Origin of the sequence: Sunxiuqinia rutila (genome assembly GCF_050589705.1) — a bacterium.
Lineage (GTDB): Bacteria > Bacteroidota > Bacteroidia > Bacteroidales > Prolixibacteraceae > Sunxiuqinia > Sunxiuqinia rutila.
The window spans coordinates 191,915-216,679 of record NZ_JBNGOT010000003.1 but is presented as its reverse complement, the minus strand read 5'-3'; the positions used below and the strand labels follow the sequence as shown (position 1 = coordinate 216,679).

At 44.2% G+C, this 24,765-nt stretch carries 16 protein-coding genes; 13 read left to right on the top strand and 3 right to left on the bottom strand.

Annotation, left to right across the window (positions count from 1 at the left end; translation table 11 throughout):
* Window positions 1–139: 139 nt before the first annotated feature.
* Window positions 140–2,446, bottom strand: coding sequence for a glycoside hydrolase family 20 protein (locus ACRD6K_RS04600; protein WP_430972250.1), 2,307 nt, complete (start codon window positions 2,444–2,446; stop codon window positions 140–142).
* A gap of 343 nt (window positions 2,447–2,789) precedes the next feature.
* Here ACRD6K_RS04600 and nth point away from each other — a divergent pair, with 343 nt between their 5' ends.
* Both nth and ACRD6K_RS04590 read left to right on the top strand, forming a co-directional pair.
* Complete coding sequence (nth, locus tag ACRD6K_RS04595) at window positions 2,790–3,446, top strand: endonuclease III (protein WP_299584517.1); 657 nt, start codon at window positions 2,790–2,792, stop codon at window positions 3,444–3,446.
* Between the two features lie 200 nt (window positions 3,447–3,646).
* The gene (locus ACRD6K_RS04590; protein WP_082326626.1) at window positions 3,647–3,817 is read left to right on the top strand and encodes a 4Fe-4S ferredoxin; all 171 of its coding nucleotides are present in this window, start codon (window positions 3,647–3,649) and stop codon (window positions 3,815–3,817) included.
* Between the two features lie 113 nt (window positions 3,818–3,930).
* Here the strand turns inward: ACRD6K_RS04590 and ACRD6K_RS04585 are convergent, their stop codons facing one another.
* Window positions 3,931–6,846, bottom strand: coding sequence for an FAD-binding and (Fe-S)-binding domain-containing protein (locus ACRD6K_RS04585; protein WP_430972249.1), 2,916 nt, complete (start codon window positions 6,844–6,846; stop codon window positions 3,931–3,933).
* A 465-nt stretch (window positions 6,847–7,311) separates the two neighbouring features.
* Here ACRD6K_RS04585 and pta point away from each other — a divergent pair, with 465 nt between their 5' ends.
* The 10 genes from pta (at window position 7,312) to ACRD6K_RS04535 (ending at window position 23,086) form a co-directional block, all read left to right on the top strand.
* Window positions 7,312–8,316 carry a phosphate acetyltransferase gene (gene pta / locus ACRD6K_RS04580; RefSeq protein ID WP_299577865.1) on the top strand — a complete coding sequence of 335 codons (1,005 nt, stop codon included), beginning with the start codon at window positions 7,312–7,314 and terminating at the stop codon, window positions 8,314–8,316.
* Between the two features lie 12 nt (window positions 8,317–8,328).
* A complete protein-coding gene (locus tag ACRD6K_RS04575; protein ID WP_299577866.1) occupies window positions 8,329–9,300 on the top strand; it encodes a 3-hydroxyacyl-CoA dehydrogenase family protein in 972 nt (323 codons plus the stop codon).
* Window positions 9,301–9,329: 29 nt separating this feature from the next.
* Window positions 9,330–10,541 carry an acetate/propionate family kinase gene (locus ACRD6K_RS04570; RefSeq protein ID WP_299577867.1) on the top strand — a complete coding sequence of 404 codons (1,212 nt, stop codon included), beginning with the start codon at window positions 9,330–9,332 and terminating at the stop codon, window positions 10,539–10,541.
* A gap of 186 nt (window positions 10,542–10,727) precedes the next feature.
* Entirely contained in the window at window positions 10,728–11,633 is a 906-nt protein-coding gene (locus ACRD6K_RS04565) for a phosphate acyltransferase (RefSeq protein WP_430972248.1), read from the top strand.
* A gap of 4 nt (window positions 11,634–11,637) precedes the next feature.
* Window positions 11,638–12,726 carry a butyrate kinase gene (gene buk, locus ACRD6K_RS04560; RefSeq protein ID WP_430972247.1) on the top strand — a complete coding sequence of 363 codons (1,089 nt, stop codon included), beginning with the start codon at window positions 11,638–11,640 and terminating at the stop codon, window positions 12,724–12,726.
* Window positions 12,727–13,243: 517 nt separating this feature from the next.
* Window positions 13,244–15,358, top strand: a complete 2,115-nt coding sequence (locus tag ACRD6K_RS04555; RefSeq protein ID WP_430972246.1) for an amino acid permease — start codon at window positions 13,244–13,246, stop codon at window positions 15,356–15,358.
* Between the two features lie 152 nt (window positions 15,359–15,510).
* Window positions 15,511–16,791 (top strand): cation:proton antiporter domain-containing protein, encoded by a 1,281-nt coding sequence (locus tag ACRD6K_RS04550; RefSeq protein ID WP_299577871.1) that lies wholly within the window; start codon window positions 15,511–15,513, stop codon window positions 16,789–16,791.
* Window positions 16,792–16,936: 145 nt separating this feature from the next.
* Window positions 16,937–18,247 (top strand): glucuronyl esterase domain-containing protein, encoded by a 1,311-nt coding sequence (locus ACRD6K_RS04545; RefSeq protein WP_430972245.1) that lies wholly within the window; start codon window positions 16,937–16,939, stop codon window positions 18,245–18,247.
* Between the two features lie 76 nt (window positions 18,248–18,323).
* Window positions 18,324–19,790 carry a rhamnulokinase gene (gene rhaB / locus ACRD6K_RS04540; RefSeq protein ID WP_430972244.1) on the top strand — a complete coding sequence of 489 codons (1,467 nt, stop codon included), beginning with the start codon at window positions 18,324–18,326 and terminating at the stop codon, window positions 19,788–19,790.
* A 494-nt stretch (window positions 19,791–20,284) separates the two neighbouring features.
* Window positions 20,285–23,086 (top strand): M16 family metallopeptidase, encoded by a 2,802-nt coding sequence (locus ACRD6K_RS04535; protein WP_430972243.1) that lies wholly within the window; start codon window positions 20,285–20,287, stop codon window positions 23,084–23,086.
* 103 nt (window positions 23,087–23,189) lie between these two features.
* Here ACRD6K_RS04535 and ACRD6K_RS04530 read toward each other — a convergent pair whose 3' ends face one another.
* A complete protein-coding gene (locus tag ACRD6K_RS04530) occupies window positions 23,190–23,933 on the bottom strand; it encodes a nucleotidyltransferase family protein (RefSeq protein ID WP_430972242.1) in 744 nt (247 codons plus the stop codon).
* A 178-nt stretch (window positions 23,934–24,111) separates the two neighbouring features.
* Here ACRD6K_RS04530 and ACRD6K_RS04525 point away from each other — a divergent pair, with 178 nt between their 5' ends.
* On the top strand, window positions 24,112–24,522 hold the full coding sequence (locus ACRD6K_RS04525) for a DUF4890 domain-containing protein (RefSeq protein WP_299577876.1): 411 nt from the start codon (window positions 24,112–24,114) through the stop codon (window positions 24,520–24,522).
* Window positions 24,523–24,765: the final 243 nt, after the last annotated feature.

Here is a 24,765-nt window from a genome sequence, read left to right as displayed (position 1 = left end):
AGAGAAGATTAAAAAGGAGCTGTTTTAAAATAACATGAGGTGAGTCGTGCGTAATCAAACCAAGTTTGAGTTTTAGCGCAAGACTCACCTCATTGCTTGTTGCCCTTATGCCAATCAGGCTTAAGGGGTGGGGTGGAGCTTATTCCACGATAATTTCATCAATAAAAATAAATACGCCCTGGTTTTTTACCCTTTGGTAAGGAGCTTTCACCCGAATGTACTGGCATTCGATGGGGTCAAAATTCAGAACAAAGGTTTCTGTTTGAATATCGGGCGTTTTCGGAATGGTTGCTCCTCGTTTATTCTCCCAGGTTTTTAGTGTTTTGAAGTTTTTTCCGTCGGTTGATACGGCTACTTCCATGCCTGCCGGGAAATAAATGCCGGCTCCGGTTTCTTCAATACAGCTCATGGCTACTTTCGAAATGGTAGCGGCTTCTTTCAGGTTGATGGTGGCCGAAAAGTCGCGGCTTAAAATACCCAGCCATTTACCATTGCCCCATTTATCGCCGCCAAAGTCGGCATCCACCAAGGTGTAACCACCCTGCGCTTTGTAATTGCCATAAGGCTCAGAATCCAGCGTAACATCGGCCCCGCACGCCTTGTGCAAAATAGCGTTCTTGGTTTCTGTGCTTACCATTTTGTTGCCATCTTTTAAGGCAATGGCTTTTACCGGCGTTGATTGTTCAAGCGTAAAAGGTTGCGTGTAGTGGATGGCTGTTTGCTGATCTGGTTCAGAGCCATCAAGGGTGTAATAAATTTCCGCATGGAGCTCAGTCTCCAGTTCAACGTTTAGCTTTTTGGATTCTTTATCCAACTGAAACTTAATCTCCGGACGGTAGGCACTGGGCGCATAGTTGACATCCATGGCGCTGTAGCGTTCGATCATCCGGTCCATTTTGTTCCGAAACTGTGTCCAGTCTTTCTTGTTTGGAGCTTGCCAGGCAATTTCCGCTAAGGCGGCAATCCGTGGGAACAACATATATTCCACTTGGTTTTCATCCGGCATGTATTCGGTCCAGAGATTGGCCTGAACGCCTAATATCCGGGCCCGGGTTTCGGCATCGGCTTCCGCAGGGATCGGTTCGTAGTTATACACTTTCTTTAGCGGCGCATAACCCCCAAATGCTTTGGGCTCGTTTTTGCTTAAGCTTTGGTAATGGTCAAAATATAAGATTGAACCGGTTGTGAGAACCGTGGGGTGTCCTTTTTCTAAGCTGGCAGTAACACCGGCTTCTCCTCCCCAGTACATAATGGTGGCCGATGGCGATAATTCCCCTTCCAAAATTTCATGCCAGCCAATCAATTTCCGACCTTTCGATTTGAGGTATTCATCAAAGTGGTTGACAAAATGACTTTGAAGTTCGTGAGGGGTGTAACCGTTTTTCTTCATCGTGGCCTGACATTGGGCACAGGCCTCCCAGTTACTTTTGCCAACCTCATCGCCTCCAATATGGATGTATTCTGAAGGGAATAATTCGAGCACTTCATCCAGGACATCTTCCAGTAGTTGGTAACTATCCTGATTGCTGGCACAGTAAACGCCAATGTTTTTAAGGCTTTTGCCGTGTTTGTCCTTGCAAAGTAAATCGGGGTAGCATTGCATAACAACTTCCGAGTGGCCGGGCAACTCAATCTCGGGCAATACGGTAATCTGTCTTTCTTTGGCGTAGGCTACAAGCTCTTTAATTTCTTCTTGCGTATAGTAGCCGCCGTATTTGGGCCTTGAATCTCCGGCTTTCCAAACTTCATAGTCTTGCCAGGGTTTTTTACCCTCTTTTACAACCCGCCAGGCGCCGATATCGGTTAGTTCCGGATGCGATTTTATTTCAATCCGCCAGCCAATGCCGTCAACCAAATGCCAGTGAAATACATTCAATTTATGCATGGCTAGGTAATCGACGTACTCTTTTACAAAATCCAGAGGCATAAAATGCCGGGAAACATCAAGGTGTACACCACGCCAGCCAAAACGAGGACTGTCGATGATGTTGGCAGCAGGCACAGCCAATTGTTGAAGTGGCTGTTGCTCCAGTTCTTCCGGAAGCAGTTGGCGTAGGGTTTGCACCGCATAAAATAATCCCTGAGGACCGGCCGAGCGGATTCCAATTTTATTTTTAGCGATTTGAAGCTGGTAGCCTTCCTGGCTTAAGGAGTCAAGTCCGGCGTCGTATTCAAAAACAACGACTGACTTTGGTTGGCTGTTTTGGTCCCAAACAACCGCTAATTCTTTATGAAGAATTTCCTGCAACAGGCTTACGGCAGGCAGCATGGTCGAGTCGTTGATAACGATGGTTGTTTTCTCCTTGAAAACAAAAGCTGGCTGATCTTCGGTTTGTATCGATAACGGTTCAGGAATAACCTGAATCGGTTGAGTTTTGATCTCTTTTTGGCAACTATACAGAAGAAGTATAAATGCAACGAAAACGAAAGGTTTTGTAGTAATCATAGTCGTATCTTAATCATGTGAATTTATAGACTGAAGTTCTTTTGGCACAAAAGAATGGAATTTATTTCAAATTTGGAAACTCCGAAAATGTGCTTGTTCTTGGCATCCTGTTGACCAGAACGGCAAAAGTTGAATCGATAATTCGTGTCCGGCTACTGACCGAATGAGTCGAAGTTGTCCGATAGTTAATACTTTCAAGGCTTTTCTGATAAAGACGGACGCAGGGAAAACAACTACTTAAAGTTGATTTAGGAGCTGTCCGTCCCAAAAACGAAATTCAGAAGTTGCTTTCTGGCTCAGGATGGCTATTTTTGTTTGCTTCACTTCAGAATAGAATACCGATATGCAGAAAAAAGAACGTTATCAGCGTGTGATTGACTATTTTCAGAAAGCCATGCCCATTGCCGAAACGGAGTTGGACTATGGCAATCCTTACGAGTTGTTGGTGGCCGTAATTTTGTCGGCACAGTGTACCGATAAACGGGTGAACCAGATTACCCCGGAACTGTTTAAGCGGTTTCCAAAGCCGGAATTGATGGCCGAGGTGGAAGCAGCCGAGGTATTTGAGTACATTCGCTCATGTTCGTATCCCAACAACAAAGCCAAGCATTTGGTGGGAATGGCAAAGATGCTGGTCAATGATTTTAAGGGCGTTGTTCCTGATGATATCACAGAACTGCAGAAACTGCCGGGCGTGGGACGAAAAACTGCCAACGTAATTGCTTCGGTAGTTTATGAAAAACCGGCTTTTGCGGTGGATACGCATGTGTTTCGGGTAGCCAACCGAATTGGCTTGACCACCAACTCCAAGTCGCCCCTGCAAACGGAGCGCGAGTTGATGAAGTATTTCCCGGAAGAAATTGTGCCTTTAGCGCATCATTGGCTCATTTTGCACGGACGATACACTTGTTTGGCACGAAGCCCGAAGTGTGGCAAGTGCGGGTTAACCGAAGTTTGTAAGCACTATGAGAAGCTTCAGAAATCAAAGCAGAATGAATAGGAACGCTCTTTTCCTTATTGTTAAGAATTAAGTTGGGGAGTTGTACTTATTTAGTACAATTATAAATAGATTTTTGAGGTATATTAATTTCAAATTATCTCTTAGTTTTGCAGCATTAATTTTAGTAATCAATTACTTTGTTTTTATAGCAAACTTTGTACTTTTGCTTGTATTCTCTAACTTATTAAAAAAGAAGTGTTATGGCTTATGTAATTTCAGATGAGTGCATTGCATGCGGAACTTGTATCGATGAGTGCCCAGTAGACGCAATCGCAGAAGGTGATATCTATACAATTGACGCAGATTTGTGTACTGATTGTGGCTCATGTGCCGAGGTATGCCCGGTTGATGCAATTTCGATTGCCGAATAATCGGACAGCATAAAATTAGTAGCCCGTTATCGTTTGATAGCGGGCTTTTTTTTGCGCTTTGAAATTGGGGTTAGCCCGTTTTTTCAACCTGAAAAAGGGGCTAAACTCATTTATTAAATCAAGGCGTCGTAAAGTATTTCTATCGGATGCATGGCTTCGCGTCCGGTTCCTTCAGCAATATGATGACGGCAGGATGTGCCGGGAGCAGCAATCAGCTCGTCGGACTGGGCTTCGCGCACAGCAGGAAACAAGACCAGTTCTCCAATTTTCTGGCTGAGTTCGTAATGCTCCTTTTCATATCCAAACGAGCCGGCCATGCCGCAACAGCCGCTGGCAATTTCGCTAACGGCATAGTTGGCGGGTATTTCCAGCATCTTCTTTGTACTGGTAGTTGAGGCCACTGCTTTTTGTTGGCAGTGTCCGTGCAGTTTTACCTGTTTTTTCTCCGGGGTAAACAGTTCCGGATTGATGTGTCCTTTTTCAAATTCAGCAGCAATAAACTCATCCAGCATGAAGGTGTTTTGGGCCAGCGCTTTGGCTTTTGGTTGTAATTCTTTGGTCACCAGTTCCGGATACTCGTCTCTGAAAGCCAGGATGGCAGAAGGCTCAATACCCAGAAGAGGTGTTTGTTCAGTCACGAGTTGATGAAGCAGTTCAACATTTTTACAGGCAATTTTCTGAGCCGTTTTTACCAAACCTTTTGAAAGGAACGTTCGTCCGCTTTCACGGTGCGTGGGAATGGCGACTTCATAACCCAGTTTATTCAGCAATAAAATGGCTTTTACTCCAATGTGGCTTTCGTTGTCGTTGGTAAATTCGTCGGCAAACAGGTAAACCTTGCCTTTGGCTGAGCCATTGAGTTGAATCGGTTTTTTGTACCACTGGCGCAGGCTGAGTTTCGACAGTTTAGGAACCTGCCGTTCGGGAGCAAAACCTACCAGTTTTTTAAAGGTGGTGGTGCCTGTTAACCAGTTGCTCAAGGGAAGGGCCAAACGGGCGAGTCGGTTCAGTCGGGGAAGATAGGCAATAAGCCATGATCGAAACGGAATGCCATGACTTTCATAGTAGTGCTGCAGGAATTCGGCTTTTAACTTCGCCATATCGACACTGGACGGACATTCGGACTTGCAGGCCTTGCATGAGATACACAAATCAAGCACTTCCTTTATTTCTTCATGGTCAAAAGGATTGGCCTTTTCGGACCGGGTTAAAAATTCGCGGAGGATATTGGCTCGCCCACGCGTCGTTTTATCTTCGTCTTTGGTGGCCATAAACGTTGGACACATGCTGCCGCCAATGGCCACACTCTTGCGGCAATCGCCCGACCCATTGCATTTTTCCACGGCCCGTAACAGTCCTTTTTGTTCCGAAAAGTCAAAGGTGGTTTCCAGCTTACGGGTTTCACCAAGCAAAAAGCGTAAGTTCTCGGTAATCGGAGGGGTGTCCACAATTTTTCCCGGGTTCAGAATCTGATGCGGATCCCAGGTTTGTTTCAATTCTTTGATCAGTTGGTAGTTGTGTTCGCCCAGCATGAAAGGAATGAATTCCCCCCTGAGCCGGCCATCGCCATGCTCCCCGCTTAATGATCCTTTGTATTTTTTGACCAGAGCTGCTATTTCGCGGGCAATGGTATGATAAAGCTGGACGTCAGCCTCTTCTTTTAAATTCAGAAGTGGGCGCAGGTGAATTTCGCCTGTGGCAATGTGTGCGTACTTCACACAACTTAGCCCGTAATTGGCCAGAATTTCGTCGAATTCACGCATATAGTCCGGCAGGTATTCGGGTGCAACGGCTGTATCTTCAATCACGGTTACGCTGCGTTTGTCGCCCGGAATGTTGGAGAGCAAACCCAGTCCGGCTGTGCGCAGTGCCCACACGCGTTTGATGTTGTCGGCTCCCTGAACCAGCGGGAAATGGTAGCCAAGCTTAGCCGAGCGAAAATCCGCTTCCAGCTGCTCGGCAATTGCATGAATTTCAGCTTCTGTTTCCCGGGCAAATTCAATCATCAGCATGGCTTTCGGATCGCCCTGAATGAAAAAGCGGTTTTTGCGCTGCTCAATATTTCCTTTGGTGCAATTCATAATGATGTCATCCATTAATTCAATAGCACCCGGATTGTGTCTCAGGGCAATCAGGTTGCCCTGGTAGGCTTCCTGCAGGCTGCTGAAATGAGCGCAAACCAACCCTTTGTGTTTGGGCGGAAGCGGAATAAGGTTGAGCTTTAGCCGGGTGGAGAAGGCCAGTGTTCCTTCACTTCCGGCCAGTAACTTACAGAGGTTTATTTGTTCGCCATTGCCGGTAAACGGATCGGTTTCAAGAAGCACATCCAGGGCATAGCCATTGTTGCGGCGCTTTACTTTTGGGTCAGGGTATTCTTTTCGGATGTTTTCCTGGTTGACCGGATTGGACAGAATGGTGTTGATGTTTTGGTAAATCCGGGTTTCCAGACTTTCAGGATTGTCGGCACATTTCGCCTGAAATTCCTCGGTGCTTAATGCTTTAAAAAGAACGGAGGAGCCATCGGCCAGCAAACAGTCCGCTTCCAGAATGTGATCGCGGGCACTGCCGTAAATGAGCGAATGCAGTCCGCAGGAATTGTTGCCCACCATGCCACCAATACAGCAGCGGTTGGCTGTTGAGGTTTCCGGTCCGTATTGCAAGCCATGAGGTGCCAGGTATTGGTTGAGTTCAGTCAGGTTAACGCCCGGTTCAACGATAACCCATTTTTCCCCGACATTCAATTCAAGGATTTTATTCAGGTATTTTGAAATATCCACAACAATCCCTTTTCCTACCACCTGGCCGGCTAGTGAGGTGCCTCCTGCGCGCGGAATGACCGACGTTTGATGCTTGTGAGCAAAAGCAATAATTTTCTGAAGGTCGGCCTTCGACTTGGGCTTGCATACTGCCTGTGGGATTTCCCGGTACGAAGAAGCATCGGTTGCGTATATGATGCGTTGAACGTTGTTGGTATAGATTTCTCCTTCCAGGCTTTGCTTGAGCGGGTAAAACAGATCGGATTCCTTCATGGCTGATTGGTGTTTGTAAACGAACAAAAATATCAATTTATTTGGTGAGTTGAAGCCTTGCTTTCATGTTTTAGAAAAGCAGGATCATTCGTATTTTCCCTTCGATTATTTCCAGGTAGAATCAACTGGGAAAATCCGTGCAATCGATTGTCTGATTTTCGTTTGCAGCTTAAAAACAATGGGTTCAAAAAATGACGATTTCAGAAGATTAACAAATAATTATCCTTGCCAAGGGATTTAGACAGGTTATTTTCGCTACTTTTGCATTTTGAATCTTTTACTCAAAAGTTAGAAATCTTAACCCTTAAGCCGAAACCATCGTACCAGTTAATCAGGCACTGGTTGAAAGGGTGTGTGAAAGATCAAAAGTATATCAGAAAACAACTTGCTTGTTTGTCGGTTTCTGCCCTTTGACAGGAAAAGCATGGCAAGCAGATATTAATAAATCAGATAAGTTTTTTTCGAATGAAATTACTTGAACGTGTTATTAAGAACTCTCAGAGTTATCAAAAACGGATTGTTCTTCCGGAAGGAACAGAACCACGCACTTTGAGAGCCACAGAAATCATTTTAAATGAAAATATTGCCCGGATCATCCTTTTGGGAAATCCGGTAGAAATTATGCAGGCAGCCGAAGAGTGTGGCGTAAACATCAAGGGGGCTGTTGTAGTTGATCCAAAAACTGATGATCGTCGGTCGCACTACGCTGACATGATGGTTGAAATCAGAAAATCAAAAGGGCTGAGCAAGGAAAAAGCATTGGAAATGTTGAATGATCCTTTGGTATTTGCTCCTATGATGATTAAAAATGGCGATGCTGACGGTGAAATTGCCGGAGCCGTTAATTCAACAGGCGACGTTTTGCGTCCCGCTTTTCAGTTTGTAAAAACTTCACCCGGGGTAAGTGTCGTTTCAGGCGCTTTCCTGATGTTTGTGAATGATCCTCACTTTGGACATGACGGAATTTTGGTATTTGCCGACTGTGCTGTTATGCCCGATCCGAATGAGCGTGAATTAGCTGAAATTGCTGTAACAACAGCCAAAACAGCCAAAGCCATTGTAGGTATGGAACCCCGCGTGGCCATGCTGAGCTTTTCAACCAAAGGAAGTGCCCAGCACGAGCGGGTAAACAAGGTTGTAGAAGCGACAAAGATTGCCAAGGAAATGGCTCCTGAATTGAAAATTGACGGCGAACTGCAGCTTGATGCAGCTTTGATGCCTGATGTAGCCCGGTTGAAAGCGCCTGAAAGCGAAGTGGCCGGACGTGCAAACATATTGGTGTTCCCAGGATTGGAAGCTGCCAATATTGGCTATAAATTAGTACAACGACTGGGAAAAGCGGAAGCAATTGGGCCGGTTCTGCAAGGAATGGCAGCTCCAATTAACGACTTGTCCAGAGGTTGTTCGGTAAGTGATATTGTTAATATGGTAGCGATTACCTCTAATCAGGCAGCTACCTCGTTCGAATAAATTTAGTTGCAAATGGCTAGTGAAGTTATTTATGAACCAATTGAAGAATTTGGTTTAATTAAGAAACAAGTTTCAAAGGCGCTTTTCTCTAAAATCGGCTTGGTAGGCTGTGGACTCGTAGGACAAAACATTGCCCGCGTGGCCAGCTACTATGGCATTGAAGTGGTTTTTATTGAAGTAAGCGAAGACAAGATTAGGGAAGCCTACCGGAATATTGAAAAAATTCTGGATAACCGGATTGAACACTGGGGCTTGACGCAAGGTGAAAAAAGAGCCATCCTTTCGCGAATCAAAGGTTCGTTGGATTACAAGGATTTGGCCGGTTGTGATTTTGTGGTGGAAGCCATCCGTGCGGTTAACCGTGGCGGAAAAATCAAAGAACGGAAGAAAATCTTCCAGAAGATTGAAGAAGTGGTCGACCGCGATTGCATTATCGCAACGAACTCGACCACAATCATCATTACCGAACTGTCGTCGGAAATGAAATATAAAGATCGCTGCATCAGCTTTCATTTTTCTGTTTCGTCGCGCGAATCGCGGATCATGGAAGTTGTCAAAGGACTTTATACGTCTGAAGAATCTTATGCCAAAGTTTGTCAGTTTGTCAAACTCATCAACCGGACAATTATACCCGTTGAAGAGTCTGCAGGGCTGGTAAGCGTTCGTCTTTTTGTGGTTTTACTCAATGAAGCTTGTGAAATCCTGATGGAAGGGATAGCCACGATGGAAGATATTGATACCACAATGAAAATTGGGCAGGGAATGAGATTGGGGCCATTTGAATTGGCTGATAAAATGGGCTTGGACAAAATTGTCCGCTGGATGGAAAACATCTATGCTGAGTTTGGTGACGTACATTTTAAACCGTCTCCATTTATTAAGCGCTTGGTACGTGCCAAGCAACTGGGCGTTTCTACAGGAAAAGGTTTCTATGAATATGATGAAGATGGAAACCGGATCTCAAACAGCGCAAACATTTGTTAAAAAACAATCTCAACGAAAATTTTGAAGGAATGATAATTCTGGTATTAAACTGCGGTAGCAGTTCCATAAAATATCAACTTTTCAATATGGATGGCCAGCAAGTGGTTGCCAAAGGAGGAGTTGAAAAGCTGGGCATGAAAGGCTCATTTTTAAAGCATCAACATGCCGATGGGCGAAAAATTGTTTTCGAAGGTGAAATTTTAGACCACAAAAGTGGTGTGGAATATATTCTTGGGGTACTAACCAGTGCAAAATATGGTTGCCTGAAGAGCCTGGAGGAAATTGATGCAGTTGGTCACCGGGTCGTTCACGGGGGGGAATATTTTCACTCCAGTGAGTTGATTACGGACGAAGTTATTGACGCATTGGTAAAATGTACAGATTTGGCTCCTTTGCATAACCCACCAAACCTAAAAGGAATTCGGGCAATGGAAGAGCTGATTCCCGGAATCCCACAAGTGGGGGTTTTCGATACGGCATTCCACCAAACCATGGAGCCTAAATCATACATGTACGGCATCCCTTACGTGTTGTACGAGAAGTATGGTATCCGCCGCTACGGTTTTCACGGAACCAGTCACCGTTACGTGACCAAACGGGCCTGTGAAATCCTGGGACGCGATTACGAAACACAGAAAATTATCTCGTGTCACTTGGGTAATGGAGCATCAATTGCTGCCATCAAAAATGGTAAGTCTTTTGACACCAGCATGGGATTCACTCCGCTTGAAGGTCTGGTGATGGGAACCCGTTCCGGAGACCTCGATATTGGTGTGGTCACCTATATCATGGAGAAAGAAGAACTGGGCATCAAATCAGCCAATACGCTGTTCAATAAGCACAGCGGAATGTTGGGCTTGTCGGGCGTTTCGTCTGATATGCGCGAAATTGAGGATGCTAGAGACAAAGGCAACGAGCGGGCCTCTGTGGCACTTGATATTTACGATTATCGGGTGAAGAAATACATTGGCTCTTACATTGCTGCCATGGGTGGCGTTGATATCCTGATCTTTACCGGTGGAATTGGTGAGAATGGAGATACGACCCGTTCAGGAGCTGCTGGTGGATTAGAGTGCATGGGAATCCATTTGGATGATGAAAAAAATAACGGACTTCGCTCAAAAGAAGCAGTTATTAGTACGGATGATTCACCTGTAAAAGTAATGGTTGTTCCAACCGATGAAGAATTAATGATTGCTTTGGATACTGAAGTGAAAGTGAAGGAACTTGTGAAATCGTAAGTTTTTTAGGCTTGAATATCAGAATCCGAAAGTTCAGGATTTAAAATATTATCCGATTGACATCCGATGCAGCAATGTGTCGGATGTTTTGTTTTTCAGGGGTTTAAAAACATTTTTTTTAGATTGACATTTGTTCTGTAAATTCAACTGTTCTTAGTCTATATTTACCTCATATAAGCCGAACAAATGAATGTAAAACACTTAACGGAACTGTTGCTTTTAGCAAAAAATCAGCCAACTCAACGGATGGTTATCGTCAACGGAGTGGATAAGCACAGCCTTGAAGCGGCCGAACACGCCCGAAAACATGGAATTGTAGATGTCCTGGTTACCGGCGATAAGAAACGGATTGAAACAACCTGCCAGGAACTGGGAATTGACATTGGCAATTTTGAAATCATTGATGCTTCTTCCGAGGAAGAGGCTGCTCTGAAAGCGGTTCAGTTGATTCAGTCCGGAAAGGCTGATTTGGTTATGAAAGGCCTGATTAGTACCGATAAGTACATGCGTGCTATTCTGAATAAGCAGTTTGCCCTGGTTGAACCGGGAGGCTTGTTGACTCATGTTACGCTGATCGACAATAAGTCGTATCACAAATTGTTAATTGTTACTGATGTGGCTATTATTCCTTTTCCAAACCTGCAACAGAAAGAGGTTATGATTCGTTACCTGGTTCAGGTGGCGCGTAAGCTAGGAATCGATCAGCCTAAAGTAGCTTTAATTGCACCCACAGAGCAAGTTATTGAATCGATCCCGGCATGTGCTGATGCGGCAAAATTGAAGCAAATGGGGGCGGATGGACATTTCCCCGGAGCATTTGTTGATGGCCCCATGGCTTTGGATGTAGCTATCGATCAGGAGTCGGCCACCATAAAAGGAATGCATTCCGAAACGGCCGGCGATGCCGATTGTTTACTTTTTCCGAACATTGATGCCGGCAATGTGTTTTACAAAACCAATACCAAGCTGTGTCAGGCGGAGCAGGCTGCAGTTGTTGTGGGGGCGAAGGTTCCGGTTGTTTTGTCGTCGCGTGGCGACAGCACACAAATAAAATTGAATTCCATTGCTTTGGCTGCATTAATGAGTCATTAAAACTATGAATGAATACCGAATTTTAGCGATCAATCCAGGATCAACCTCTACCAAGTTTGCTGTTTATTACAACGACGAATGCAAATTGAATAAAACCTTGCGGCATTCCATCGATGAATTGTCCAGTTATAAAAGCATTTTAAAGCAATTTGATTACCGCAAAGGGATGATTATTGATGCCTTGGTGGAAGAAGGGTTTGAGGTGGATAGTCTAAAGTACATCATTGGTCGGGGTGGCTTGACTTACCCGCTGGAATCGGGGGTGTATTTGGTCAATAATGAAATGCTGAAACATGCCAGTGATGGCGTTTATGGACAGCATGCCAGTAATTTGGGGCCGCTAATTGCTGATTTTATTGCCAACCAAATTCCGGGAGCCAAAGCTTTTATAGCCGATCCGGTGGTAACCGATGAGTTGGATGAAATTGCCCGGATTACCGGTCATCCCCAGTTTGAAAAACGATCAATTTTTCATGCACTTAACCAAAAGGCAACGGCTCGCCAACATGCTAAAAAACTTGGTGTTCCCTACGAAAGCCTGAACCTGATTGTTGCGCATTTAGGCGGTGGAATTTCGGTAGGCGCCCATAAAAAAGGTCGGGTTGTTGATGTCAATAATGGGCTGGACGGTGATGGTCCTTTTAGCCCCGAACGTAGTGGAGGCTTGCCCACCGGCCAAATTATCGACTGGTGTTTTGAGAGTGGCAGAAGCAAAGCCGACATTCGACGAATGGTGGTTGGCGAAGGGGGTTATGTGGCTTATTTGAAGACCAATGATGCCCGTGATGTGGAAGAAATGGCCCGACAGGGAAATGAAAAGGCACGGCTTATTCAGGATGCTATGGCCTACCAGGTGGCGAAATCCATTGGCGAAATGGCAGTGGTGTTGGAAGGCCAGGTTGATGGCGTGCTGCTTACCGGAGGTGTGGCTTATAGTGAGTACATCACTTCTTTTATCAAAACAAAGGTTGAATTTTTGGCCCCTGTTTATGTGTATCCGGGGGAAGATGAGCTGGAAGCCTTGGCAAAAAATGCCTTGCGGGTTGCTCGCCAGGAAACGCAGGCAAAAACCTATCAACCCAAAATACGTTAGGCAAAAACCTTTGCGGATCAGGCAACAGCATCTTCATTTGTAAAACTTGCTATTCAAACTTGTTTTATAGGCAGCTGTCCCCAAAGTCACTTTAGTATAAAAAAACGTCAGCGTGAGTGGATCGAAATGAGCTGTTATTCAGAGGAGTGATTTAGTTATTTCTCATTCGGAATGACGAAGAATTATACCCTCAAGACTGCTTCTTTTCTCTTTCCGAAACTTATCGTTCCCACATTCAAGTCTGAATAATACGCAGCAAGGCTAAACCTTTTTCCCTCTTTTGAGCTTATTAAACTATAAGGTTTTTCAAGATCAACACTTGTGAATTGGAAGCGTTAGCTCTCTCTGCAATGCAAGTGCTGAAAATCCTTGAACGACAGATTGGTCAGGGGCGTAATTTATCGATACAAGTTGCCAGATAGTGCTTATCTGTTATGAATAAAGTTGTATATTTAAAATGAACATTTCCATTGTGTGCAGCTTTTCTTTTTATAAACACCACTCAGAATGAAAGCGTATGGCGAAAAAAGAAAAATTAAAAAAGGAACTGGGTCTGTTTGATGTTTTCTCAATTAGCACTGGAGCCATGTTTAGCTCTGGCTTTTTTCTGTTACCCGGTTTGGCTTCCCAATATACCGGGCCTTCTGTATTTATTGGTTATTTAGTAGCAGGTTTGCTCATTCTGCCTGCCATGTTCAGCATTGCTGAAATTTCAACAGCACTTCCGCGTTCCGGAGGCGCTTACTTTTTTTTAGACCGCAGTTTGGGCCCATTAATTGGAACAATTGGAGGACTGGGAACCTATTTGGCATTGGTGTTTAAAACGGCATTTGCCATCGTTGGTATTGGTGCTTATGCCGCATTTTTCTGGGAAGTGCCTGTAAAGACAATTGCTATTGCTGCGACTTTCTTTTTTATGGGGCTGAATTTGATTGGTGCCAAGAAAACCTCCCGTCTCCAAAATTTCTTTGTTATTTTTTTATTAGTGGTATTGGGCACTTTCTTAGTAGAGGGGCTTTACCGCATCTTTTTTACTGAGGGGATTGATAAACCTGGCGTTAACAGCCATTTTGAACCGTTTTTCACTCACGGATTTGAGGGCCTGATTACCACTGCTGGTTTCGTATTTGTTTCCTATCTGGGTTTGACGAAAATAGCCAGTGTCGCGGAGGAAATTAAAAATCCGGAGCGAAACATTCCTTTAGGCATGCTATTGTCGTTGGTTGTTACGGCAACAATTTATGTTTTGGGCGTGTTCGTTATGGTTTCCCTGATCAACCCGGCTGAGTTTGCTGAAGATTTAGCCCCGGCAGCATCGGCTGCTGAGCATCTTTTTAAATGGTTGCCAGGCGATCTGGGAACTTACCTGATGATTGGTGCAGCCATGGCTGCTTTTGCATCAACCGGAAATGCCGGTTTGCTTTCTTCTTCCCGCTACCCGTTTGCGATGGGGAGAGATAAGCTTTTTCCACCCATGTTTTCCAAGGTTGGGAAAAGCGGTTCACCCATAAGTTCTATTTTACTTACAACGGCTTTAGTGATTACTTTCATTTTGGTTTTCTCGGAAGAGGGGATTGCCAAATTGGCCAGTACTTTCAACCTGATCATTTTTATGCTGATCAATTTTGCAGTGATTGTATTTCGAAAAAGTAGTATAGAATCCTATGACCCGGGGTTTAAATCACCTTTTTATCCGGGAATGCAGGTGGTGGGAATCTTTATTTCCCTGGTTTTGATTGTGTATATGGGATGGATGTCCATTTTATTCAGTGGGCTGATCGTATTTCTGGCCGTAGTTTGGTACAACTATTACGCCCGTGGAAAAGTGAAGCGGGAAGGGGCTATTTTTCATTGGTTTGCCTTGTTGGGCAAACACCAGCATGTAGAACTGGAAAATGAGTTTATGACTATTTTGAAAGAAAAAGGACTTCGGCAAGGTGATCCGTTTGATGCCACAATTATTAATTCTAAAATTATCAATACTCAACCCGGGCAGGATTTTGATGGGTTGGTGGAGCAGGTGGCTGATTCCTTATCCAGGCAAATGGACCTTGATAAAGCGGTTCTTATTAAAGAATTTCAAACTCTTTCAGCCATTGACTCGGCTTTGCTTATCCCGGAGATTTCTATTCAATATGCCCGTTATGATGGGATTGCGGAACCAACCCTACATATTGTTTTGGCAAATCCAGGCGTTGCCAAGCCTGTAGAAAAAGGAGATATTCAGTCAGTGGATCATATCCGGGTTTTCTTTTTCCTGGTCAATCCAGCCAAGGAAATTCGCTTGCAGTTGCGCATGTTGTCTCGCTTAATGAATATTGTTGAACGTGATGACTTTGTAGAAAGTATGATTGCACAATCCAACGAACGGGAAATTAAGGAATACCTGCTGCATAACGAACGTTTCATTACTGTACGGTTGTTAAAAGATACTACGCAGGCCGACATGATCGGGAAGCAGCTGAAAGACATTAAATTTCCGGCTGATGTATTGGTTGCCATTGTTGAACGCGACGGGCGTTCGTTTGCGCCACACGGCTTTACCGTGCTGCAGGAAAATGATGTTTTGACCATTATTGGTGAACCCCGATCGATTAAGCAAATGTTTGATTTTTATATGGGGACAGCTTAACTTGTTGGTTTCGTTTCTCTTCCGGCTTTTTTTAATGAGAAAACAGGCCGAATCATGCGCTGTTAAAGGCTTGCGCACGAATCTAAAAGCAAGTATTTCGTAGGCAGTTTCAAGCTTATTTGTATCTTGGAGCTAAAAATTAAACGGAATTCATGAGTGCTTATCTTTTTGTGATCGGTCTTTGTGTGGTGGTGATTGTTTCTTTTTTCTTCAACCTGTTGGCGCAAAAAACAAACATTCCCAGCGTTTTAATGCTTATTTTGCTTGGCTTGGGACTACAGCAGGTATTGAAATACTTCGGAATTGTGCCAGAATATTACAATGCGTTGGAGGTGCTTGGTATTGTTGGGTTGATCATGATTGTGCTTGAAGCTGCGCTGGATCTTGAACTGAAGAAGGAGAAATGGCCGATAATCTGGAAGTCCTTTGTCATTGCTTTTGTTTCGCTGGCTTTCTCGTCCGTTTTAATTGCTTTTGTTACTCAGTTTTTTATCCAGAACATGGAGTTTTTTCCGGCGCTCATTTATGCTATTCCGTTTTCGATCATGAGTAGCGCCATTATCATACCCAGTGTGGCAAACTTAAGCAAAGACAAGCGTGAATTTATGATTTATGAGAGTACCTTTTCGGATATTCTTGGAATCATGCTCTTTTACTTCCTGATTGAAAATGTAAATGCCACTGGTGCCGGAGAAATTGCCTTTGCAGTTGGGAGCAATATTTTTCTCACCTTGGTTATTTCGGTCTTGTTAAGTTATGGATTAACCTATGTCATTCAGTATATTAAAACGAGTGCCCGATTTTTCCTGTTTTTAGCCGTACTGGTGCTGCTGTATGCTGTTGCCAAGTTGTTTCACCTCTCTTCATTACTGATTATTTTGATGTTTGGATTGTTGCTACGAAACCATAAGGTATTGGTGTGGGGTCGACTTAGACGCTGGCTAAACGATAAGGCGATCGATGGGCTGTTTGAAAACTTCAAGATGGTGACCATTGAAAGTTCCTTTTTGGTTCGCACCTTCTTTTTCGTTGTTTTCGGAATCAGTTTGTCCATTGAAACACTTGTTAATTGGGAAGTCTGGATGATGAGTGGAATTTTCCTGGTGATTTTGTATGTCATTCGTTTCTTTACTTTTTTTGCCGTTGAACGCAAGGACATCTTCCCACAGATCTTTCTGGCTCCCCGGGGCTTGATATCTATTCTGTTGTTTTTTGCTATTCCTGATGACTTTAAAGTGCCCGAATTTGAAAGCGGAGCCTTGTTGGTGGTTATTATCTTTTCGAGCCTGATCATGGCCTGGTCTTTGATTTCAGAAACAAGCAAGTCGCGATCTTCGAAGAAGAACGGAGATGACGATTCGAATTTGCCAGCCGGTCCAACAGAAGAAAAGAGCAGCAGGAACCACTTTGATGAGTATTTCTACCGGAACTAATTCGGCTCGTCATGAAGGCTGTTTCAGGAGAAATAAGTTTCCTGACGAATGAATCGGCTTAAATTCTTTCTTTCAAAGAAAAACTCTTATTTTTAGAGGACTTCAGTATTGTCTAACTAAAAACCATAAATAAAACTAAACGGATATGAGACATTGTGTGCTTCTGCTATCTCTAATTTGTAGCCTTCAGGTTGGTGCCCAGCGAAGTGATGTGAATTACGAAGAAAAGGAGGTGCCTGGTTATAACTTACCTGAGTTATTGGTTTCAAAAAGCGGTCGGAAAATTAAAAATACCAAGCGCTGGGAAAAGGTTCGGCGCCCGGAAATTTTAAAGCTTTTTCAACAGGAAGTGTATGGAAAGATTCCAGTTGAAATAGCTATCGATGAAGTTGTGGTGCATGAGCAGGCCGGCGATGCCTTTGATGGTTTGGCTAAGCGCAGACAGGTTGAGTTGGTTTTCAGAAAAGATGACAAGAAACTGAATGTAGAAATCTTAATGTATTTGCCTCAAACCACGGATAAGGTGCCTCTTTTTGTGGGTTACAACTTTAGTGGGAATCATACCGTAGCCGACGATCCCGACATTCGTTTAACCGAATCCTGGGTTCGCGACAATCCTTCGTTGGGCATTGTCCATAATCAGGTTACCGAGCAGTCGCGTGGTGCGAAAAGCGAACGTTGGCCGATCCGAACCATTGTTGAAGCTGGTTATGGCGTGGCTACGATCTATTGTGGCGATGTTGATCCTGATCGGGATAATTTTCAGGATGGCATTCATCCGTTTTCTTATGAATTGGGCCAGTTTCGTCCAGGACATGATGAGTGGGGAACGATTGCTGCCTGGGCCTGGGGGTTAACCAAAGCCATGGATTATTTCGAAACGGATACTGAGATTGATTCTTCCCAGGTTATAGTGGTTGGGCATTCCCGCCTGGGGAAAGCAGCTTTGTGGGCTGCGGCCTTGGATCAGCGCTTTGCCATGTGTGTATCCAACAACTCCGGATGCATGGGGGCAGCACTTTCCAGACGGCAATTTGGCGAAACGGTGGGCATTATCACCCATGCCTTTCCTCACTGGTTTTGCGAAAACCTGACCAAGTATTCATCCCGGGAAGATAAATTGCCGGTTGATCAGCATATGCTGCTGGCTTTAATTGCTCCGCGTCCGCTTTATGTGACCAGTGCTACCGAGGATTTATGGGCCGATCCGAAGGGAGAATTTTTATCGGCTGTTGAAGCCGGCAAAGTTTATCGCTTGTATGGACAGGAAGGCCTGCCGGTTACAGAAATGCCGGAGCCTGACAACCCTGCTTTTGGAACAATTGGCTATCATATTCGAACCGGAAAGCATAACATTACCCCCTATGACTGGCTGCAGTTTATTGATTTTGCCAACGCCCACTTCAAGCTCGAAGAATTGTCTGAAAACAGAGCTTGGTTTAGCTTTCAGGATTGAACAGGATAGAGGTCTTTCCGAACTTGCGTTTATTTGTTTAGTCAAATAAGCATAAAACTGTCGTAAGATAAAACATATGAGAAAAAATCATTTTCTGGCTTTCGACTTGGGAGCATCAAGTGGAAGGGCGATTCTGGGAACCTTGAGTGAGGATAAATTAGAGTTGACGGAAGTTCACCGGTTCGAAAACCAGATGCAACTCATTCAGGGACATTATTTCTGGAATATTTTCAGTTTGTTTAATGAGCTGAAAACCGGCTTAAAAAAATGTATTCAGGAATTTGGTATTCAACCTGAGTCCATTGGGGTAGATACTTGGGGAGTCGATTTTGTTCATCTGAACAAGGAAGGACAGATTATTTCGCTGCCTTTTGCCTATCGCGATTCCCGAACCGATACAGCCATGGAGGATTTGTTTCAACAGGTTCCCAAAGAGGAAGTATATCGGCAAACCGGAATTCAGTTCATGCAATTCAATAGCTTGTTTCAATTGTTTTCCATGGTGAAGGATCAATCGTCCTTGCTGGAAATTACCGATAAGATTTTATTTATGCCGGATGCCTTGAACTACTTGTTTTCAGGAAAGGCCGTTACCGAATTTTCCATTGCCAGCACCAGCCAAATGATTGCTCCGGGCACGAAGAACTGGCAAGTTGATTTGTTGCAGAAAGCAGGTATTCCCACTTCACTTTTAACTGAAATTGTTGATCCGGGAACAATTATTGGTACCGTTTTAGCTGAAGTAGCAGAAGAAACCGGTAGTCAGCAAATTCCGGTTATTGCTGTAGCCGGACACGACACGGCATCGGCTATTGCTTCGGTTCCGGCCAGCGACAAAAATTACGCCTACATCAGCTCTGGTACCTGGTCGCTGATGGGGATTGAGAGTGGTCAGCCCTTGGTGTCGGACCAAACCCTGGAGATGAATTACACCAATGAGGGTGGGGTAGAAGGAACAACGCGGTTCCTGAAAAATATTATGGGCATGTGGCTTATTCAGGAGTGTCGTCGGACCTGGCTGAAAGAGAAGAATTACAGCTGGGATGAAATGGTGCAACTTGCCCAAGGTGCTGAGCCATTTAAATATCTGATCAATCCTGATGATTCTGTATTTCTGAATCCGGGGAATATGCCGGAAGCAATTGTTCGTTTTTGTGAGGCCAGCGGGCAGGGAAAACCGGAAACGCATGCTGAAATTATTCGATGTGTGTATGATAGTCTGGCCCTGAAATACCGCTATACCCTGGAGCAAATCCGCACGGTTAGTGAGCAGCCGATTGAGCGTATCCATATCATTGGAGGCGGAGCCAATAACCGTTTCTTAAATCAATTGACAGCTGATGCGACCAAACTGACTGTAATTGCCGGACCAACCGAGGCCACAGCTACCGGAAACATTTTGGTGCAGGCCAAAGCGATGGGGGCTTTGCAATCGCTGGAAGCGATGCGGGCAGTGGTTCGGAAGTCTTTCGAAGTGGAGGAATTTAAGCCGGACCCTAAACTGGATTGGGATCGTGCCTATCAAAAATACCTGAGCCTTTAAGGCATGGCAACTGGAAGATGAAGTATCATTGCATCATCTCATCGCTTTAAATTCGCCATGTTGATATAAAATAGAGTGAACAGGCCAAACAAAGAAAAGCCCTGATGAATCATTAATCATTCATCAGGGCTTTTTATTGGGTTTTGGCCGTCTTTAACCTTCTGCTTGAAACTTGCTTCTTTTTCGTTTGTCTCCAGAAGGATATTTCCAGCTAGCTGGGAGACGATGCTCAAGACATCGGTTATGTGTTTGAAAAAGTCCACTATTTCCTTTTGGTATATGGCCTAAGTTCAAATCAGAAAGCCTATTTTTGATAGAAATAATTTTCCTTTAAATGATTGGATTCGTGTTTTCATCTCTTATTCTGCAAAAAACGAACGTTGTGCAGCCCTTTTAGGGAGAGATGCTTTGGCTTGTTGAAAAACAAAAAGCCATTGATTTTTGTAATAATCAACAGGAAAGACAGACCTATTTGAAATATAAATTTTAGTCCGATGAAACAACAACTCGTGATGCTTTTTTTGCTGTTTTCGCTGGCAGTAACCGCAAAAACAGGATTTGATTTAAACAGTGTAGTACCCGAATCGCCCGAAATTCGCAAAGGTGTGCTGGAGAATGGTTTGACGTATTATATTCGTCACAACCAAGAGCCAAAAAACCGGGCAAGTTTTTACATTATTCAAAATGTGGGTGCTTTGCTGGAAGAAGATAACCAGAATGGTTTAGCTCACTTTTTGGAGCACATGGCTTTTAATGGCACCGAAAATTTTGATGGCAAAGGTATCTTAAATACCCTCGAAAAGCATGGTGTGGCTTTTGGTCGTAATATCAATGCTTACACCTCTTTTAATGAAACGGTTTACAACCTTAGCGAAGTTCCGACTACCCACGAAGGCCTGGTGGATACTTGCTTGCTGGTTTTGCATGACTGGTCTGATTTTCTGCAGTTGAAAGAAGAGGAAATCGACTTGGAACGCGGCGTAATTAGTGAGGAATGGCGTACGCGTCGAAATGCTAATTTCCGCTTGTTTAATCAATGGCTTCCAGTGGTAATGAAAGGGTCGAAATGGGCTGAGCGCGATATTATTGGAGATACGACGGTGATTAAATACCATGATCCGGCGACTTTACGTCAGTTTTATCATGATTGGTATCGGACCGATTTGCAAGCTATTGCCATCGTCGGCGATGTGGATGTTGATGCAGTGGAGCAAAAAGTGAAAGCGCTGTTTTCGTCAATTGAGCCGGTTGAAAATCCCAAAGAGCGTCCGGATTTCCGCATTCCTGATCATGAAGAAACATACTATGTGTTGGCCACAGATGACGAAGCCACACAGTCGCAAATTAACATTTATATTCTGGATGAAAACAAGGATGGACAGGAGAAAACCTATGCTGATTTAAGGGATGCTTATATTACTTCGCTGTACAATTCCATGACAAGCATGCGGATTCAGGAACTGTTGCAAACAGGCACACCTCCGTTTGTTTCCGGAGCAACGCGGCGCGGAGGTTTGGTACGAGGTTATGATGCCTACAGCATCAGTGTAACAGCCAACAGCAATGAAGAGGCTAAAGCCTTGGAAGCAATCATGACCGAGACTGAGCGGGTTAAACGCTATGGTTTTGTGGAGAGTGAGCTGGAAAGAGCTAAAACCAACTTCTTGACTCGTTTTGAGAATCAATACAATGAACGAGACAAGATTTCGAACGACCGCTATGCCCGGGAATATGCCCAAAACTATCTGGTGAAAGAGCCTGTCCCGGGAATTGAGCTGGAATATGAATTTGCCAAAGAGGTGATTCCGACCATAACGGTAGAGGAGGTTTCGGCAAAAGCCAAGGAATGGATTAAGCCTGAAAACCGCACGATTGTAATTACAGGGCCAACGGATGTTGAGCATCTTTCGGAAGAAGAAGCCAAAGGCATTATTACCAAGGTGGAGACTATGGATATTGCGCCATACGAAGATCAGGTGGCGGCAGCTTCATTAATCAGTGAAGAGTTGCCCGGTTCAAAAGTAAAACAAACCAAACGCCTGGATGCCTTCGATGCGGTGGAATGGACGCTGGATAACAATGTGAAGGTCATTTTCCGCCATGCAGACTATGAAAAGGACAATGTTAGTCTGATGGCTTACAGTCTTGGTGGTACTTCGTTGTGGGATAACCAGTACGTGCCTTCTGCCAATATGGCTTCAACGTTTATGGAAGCTTATGGGGTGGGGGATTTTGATGCCATCAGTTTGCAGAAAATGCTGACTGGCAAAAAAGTTTCACTGTCGCCTACGTTGGGTTCGTTAACCGAAGGGTTTAGCGGTTCAACCACTCCCAAAGATTTTGAAACCATGATGCAGTTGACGTATTTGTATTTTGAGAAACCACGTTTTGACGAGGAAGCTCACAATGCGTTGATGTCGCGCTACCTGGCTTTTGTGGCCAATATGGAAAAAGATCCGCAAAAAATTATGCGCGACTCCTTGTCTTTCATTTTTGCGGATTATAATCCTCGGGTAAGAACGATGAATACGCAATACCTGCAGGACGTTGACTTTGAGGAAATCCAGCAAATATATAAAGATCGGATTCAGGATGCCGGCGACTTCACCTTCTTTATTGTCGGAAATATTGAAGAAGAAACAGCGCTGGCCATGGCCGAAAAATACCTCGGCTCGTTAACCGATTCAGATCGGGAGGAAAACTGGAAAGATCGTGGCGTCCGTTCTCCGGAAGGAAAAACCGAAAAAGTGATTCCTGTGCCTTTGACCACCCCAAAAGCCAATGTAAATGTGCGGTATGAAAACGATGTGGAATACACGCAGAAAAACCTGTTGGCCATGAAGATTCTGGAAGGAATTCTGGATCTCCGCTATACGGAAACGATTCGCGAGGATGAAGGCGGAACCTATGGCGTAGGCATTGGTAGCGGAATGAGCAAATATCCGTTAAGTAAAGGAACCATGCGTATTTTGTTTGATTGCGATCCGGCGCGTGCCGACCAGCTGAAGTCAATTGTATACCGCGAAATTGATAAAGTTATTACCGAAGGGCCGACGGATGTTGACTTTGATAAAACAATTAAGAACTTGCAGAAAGACCGCGAGCAGTCTCGTGAGCACAATGGTTTTTGGATGAGTTCCTTGTATAACTATTACTTTAACGGGATTAATTCAGCCGACCCGGCAAACTACGAGGAAATCCTGCAAAACATGACCCAAAAGGATATTCAGGAATTTGCAGCCCGGTTTTTTGATGATGCTGATTTGATTGATGTGGTTTTTGTTCCTTCGGAATAACGAAATACTTTAACTAAAAAAGCGAAGCTGGTCAATGCCGGCTTCGCTTTTTTTTGCTTTTATTTTTATTCCGAAACCTAGTCCGGATTCCAATTAACTATTTTTAGTCTGAAAGTAGCTCCATCTTTTTTACCAGGCTTTCCGCTTCTTCCAACTGTTCGTATTTTCCCAGATCCATCCAAATGGATTGATTATCGACAAAGGCATTGATGGTTTGGCTCTTTGCCAGCCGCAGGTACAAGTCAATAATCGAAAACTTGCCTTGCTTTTCGATCAGGTCCAGCAGCTCGGGCTGAATAAGCTGAATGCCGCTAAATGCATAAGGCGTTGATTCTTCAATTTGCGCAATACGGGCTATTTTGCGGTCGCCTGTTTGTTGGTTTTCCCAACCGGTTAGTTGATGATTCTTGCCAAACAACAAGTAACGCGAGGTCTTTCGCTGGCGAACAACCAAGCTGGCTAGTGCCTTTTCTTTCAGATGAAAATCAAGCAAGGCGTCGAATGACAGGTTAGTCAGTATGTCGACATTCAGAATCAAAATCGGCTCATTCGGCTTAAACAAGGATTTGGCTTTCAGGATGCCGCCTCCGGTGTCCAACAATTCAGCTGTTTCGTCCGAAACCTGAATGTGCATCCCAAAGTTATTGTTGGCTTCAAGAAAATGGATGATTTGCTCTGAAAAATGATGAACGTTGACAACAACATCGTTGATGCCCTGCTTTTTTAAGTTTAAGAGGCAACGTTCCAATAAACTTTTTCCGTGAATTTCTACCAGTGCCTTCGGCTTGTCGCTGGTAAGCGGTTGAAGCCGTGTACCAAGCCCTGCGGCAAATATCATTGCTTGCATGTAAGTTCTTTTTGGGTAAAAATAATGCATTCTTTCAGGAAAGAAAATCAAATTGAATTAAACGAATGCTGATTTCGAAAGTCAATAGGTTGAATGTCAAAAAATAACCGGTGAAACAAGCGCGACGAATTTTCCCGGCACGTTTCATCAAGTTTTAACAACAGTAAATTGAACTAAAATGAAAAAGTTGTATGTATTGCTAGTGGTGTTAGTAGCTACAATTGGTGCCAGCTATGCGCAGCCCGGAGGACAAAGACAGCGCATGAGCCAGGAAGAACGCGATAAGCGGTTGATTGAAACCCTGGGGTTGGATGATGCTCAACAGAAAAAGCTGACCGTCATCAATAAGAAATACCAGAAAACATTTACCGAACTGCGTGAGCAAATGCAAGGTGCAAGCGATGAAAAACGCAGGGAATTGTTTCCAAAGATGCGGGAACAAATGGAAAGCAGAAACAAAGAAATTCGCGCGATGCTGACCAAAGAACAAGCTGAAAAGTTTGACGAAATGCAAAAGCAGCGGCAGGAACGAATGAATAACCGACGCGCTCCGGGTGAGCGGGGAGGTGCCAGAAGACCTGGAAAGTAGACCAGTGAATTAGGTTTGGCTGGTATATTAGTTAGATGTCAGAGAAGAGGCTGTTCAGTATATGGACAGTCTCTTTCATTTTGTCCCATTGATGGAACAGACCCGTTGTTAAGCCTTTATCTGTTTCCTGGGTTGAAACTATTTAAAGTACACGAGTTGGATTACTCTGATAAAACCTTAAGTCGGAAAAGTGTAAGGAAAAGCTTTTGACCGAAAGAGCAGCGTTCAGTTTTTCTGCTTTTT

Bases quoted from the DNA above. Each gene is read 5' to 3' on its own strand.
- ACRD6K_RS04600 (WP_430972250.1), bottom strand. From the start codon at position 2,446: ATGATTACTACAAAACCTTTCGTTTTCGTTGCATTTATACTTCTTCTG.
- ACRD6K_RS04575 (WP_299577866.1), top strand. From the start codon at position 8,329: ATGGCTAGTGAAGTTATTTATGAACCAATTGAAGAATTTGGTTTAATT.
- ACRD6K_RS04570 (WP_299577867.1), top strand. From the start codon at position 9,330: ATGATAATTCTGGTATTAAACTGCGGTAGCAGTTCCATAAAATATCAA.
- ACRD6K_RS04530 (WP_430972242.1), bottom strand. From the start codon at position 23,933: ATGCAAGCAATGATATTTGCCGCAGGGCTTGGTACACGGCTTCAACCG.
- ACRD6K_RS04555 (WP_430972246.1), top strand. From the start codon at position 13,244: ATGGCGAAAAAAGAAAAATTAAAAAAGGAACTGGGTCTGTTTGATGTT.
- rhaB (WP_430972244.1), top strand. From the start codon at position 18,324: ATGAGAAAAAATCATTTTCTGGCTTTCGACTTGGGAGCATCAAGTGGA.
- ACRD6K_RS04535 (WP_430972243.1), top strand. From the start codon at position 20,285: ATGAAACAACAACTCGTGATGCTTTTTTTGCTGTTTTCGCTGGCAGTA.
- ACRD6K_RS04550 (WP_299577871.1), top strand. From the start codon at position 15,511: ATGAGTGCTTATCTTTTTGTGATCGGTCTTTGTGTGGTGGTGATTGTT.
- nth (WP_299584517.1), top strand. From the start codon at position 2,790: ATGCAGAAAAAAGAACGTTATCAGCGTGTGATTGACTATTTTCAGAAA.
- ACRD6K_RS04545 (WP_430972245.1), top strand. From the start codon at position 16,937: ATGAGACATTGTGTGCTTCTGCTATCTCTAATTTGTAGCCTTCAGGTT.
- ACRD6K_RS04525 (WP_299577876.1), top strand. From the start codon at position 24,112: ATGAAAAAGTTGTATGTATTGCTAGTGGTGTTAGTAGCTACAATTGGT.
- buk (WP_430972247.1), top strand. From the start codon at position 11,638: ATGAATGAATACCGAATTTTAGCGATCAATCCAGGATCAACCTCTACC.
- ACRD6K_RS04590 (WP_082326626.1), top strand. From the start codon at position 3,647: ATGGCTTATGTAATTTCAGATGAGTGCATTGCATGCGGAACTTGTATC.
- pta (WP_299577865.1), top strand. From the start codon at position 7,312: ATGAAATTACTTGAACGTGTTATTAAGAACTCTCAGAGTTATCAAAAA.
- ACRD6K_RS04585 (WP_430972249.1), bottom strand. From the start codon at position 6,846: ATGAAGGAATCCGATCTGTTTTACCCGCTCAAGCAAAGCCTGGAAGGA.
- ACRD6K_RS04565 (WP_430972248.1), top strand. From the start codon at position 10,728: ATGAATGTAAAACACTTAACGGAACTGTTGCTTTTAGCAAAAAATCAG.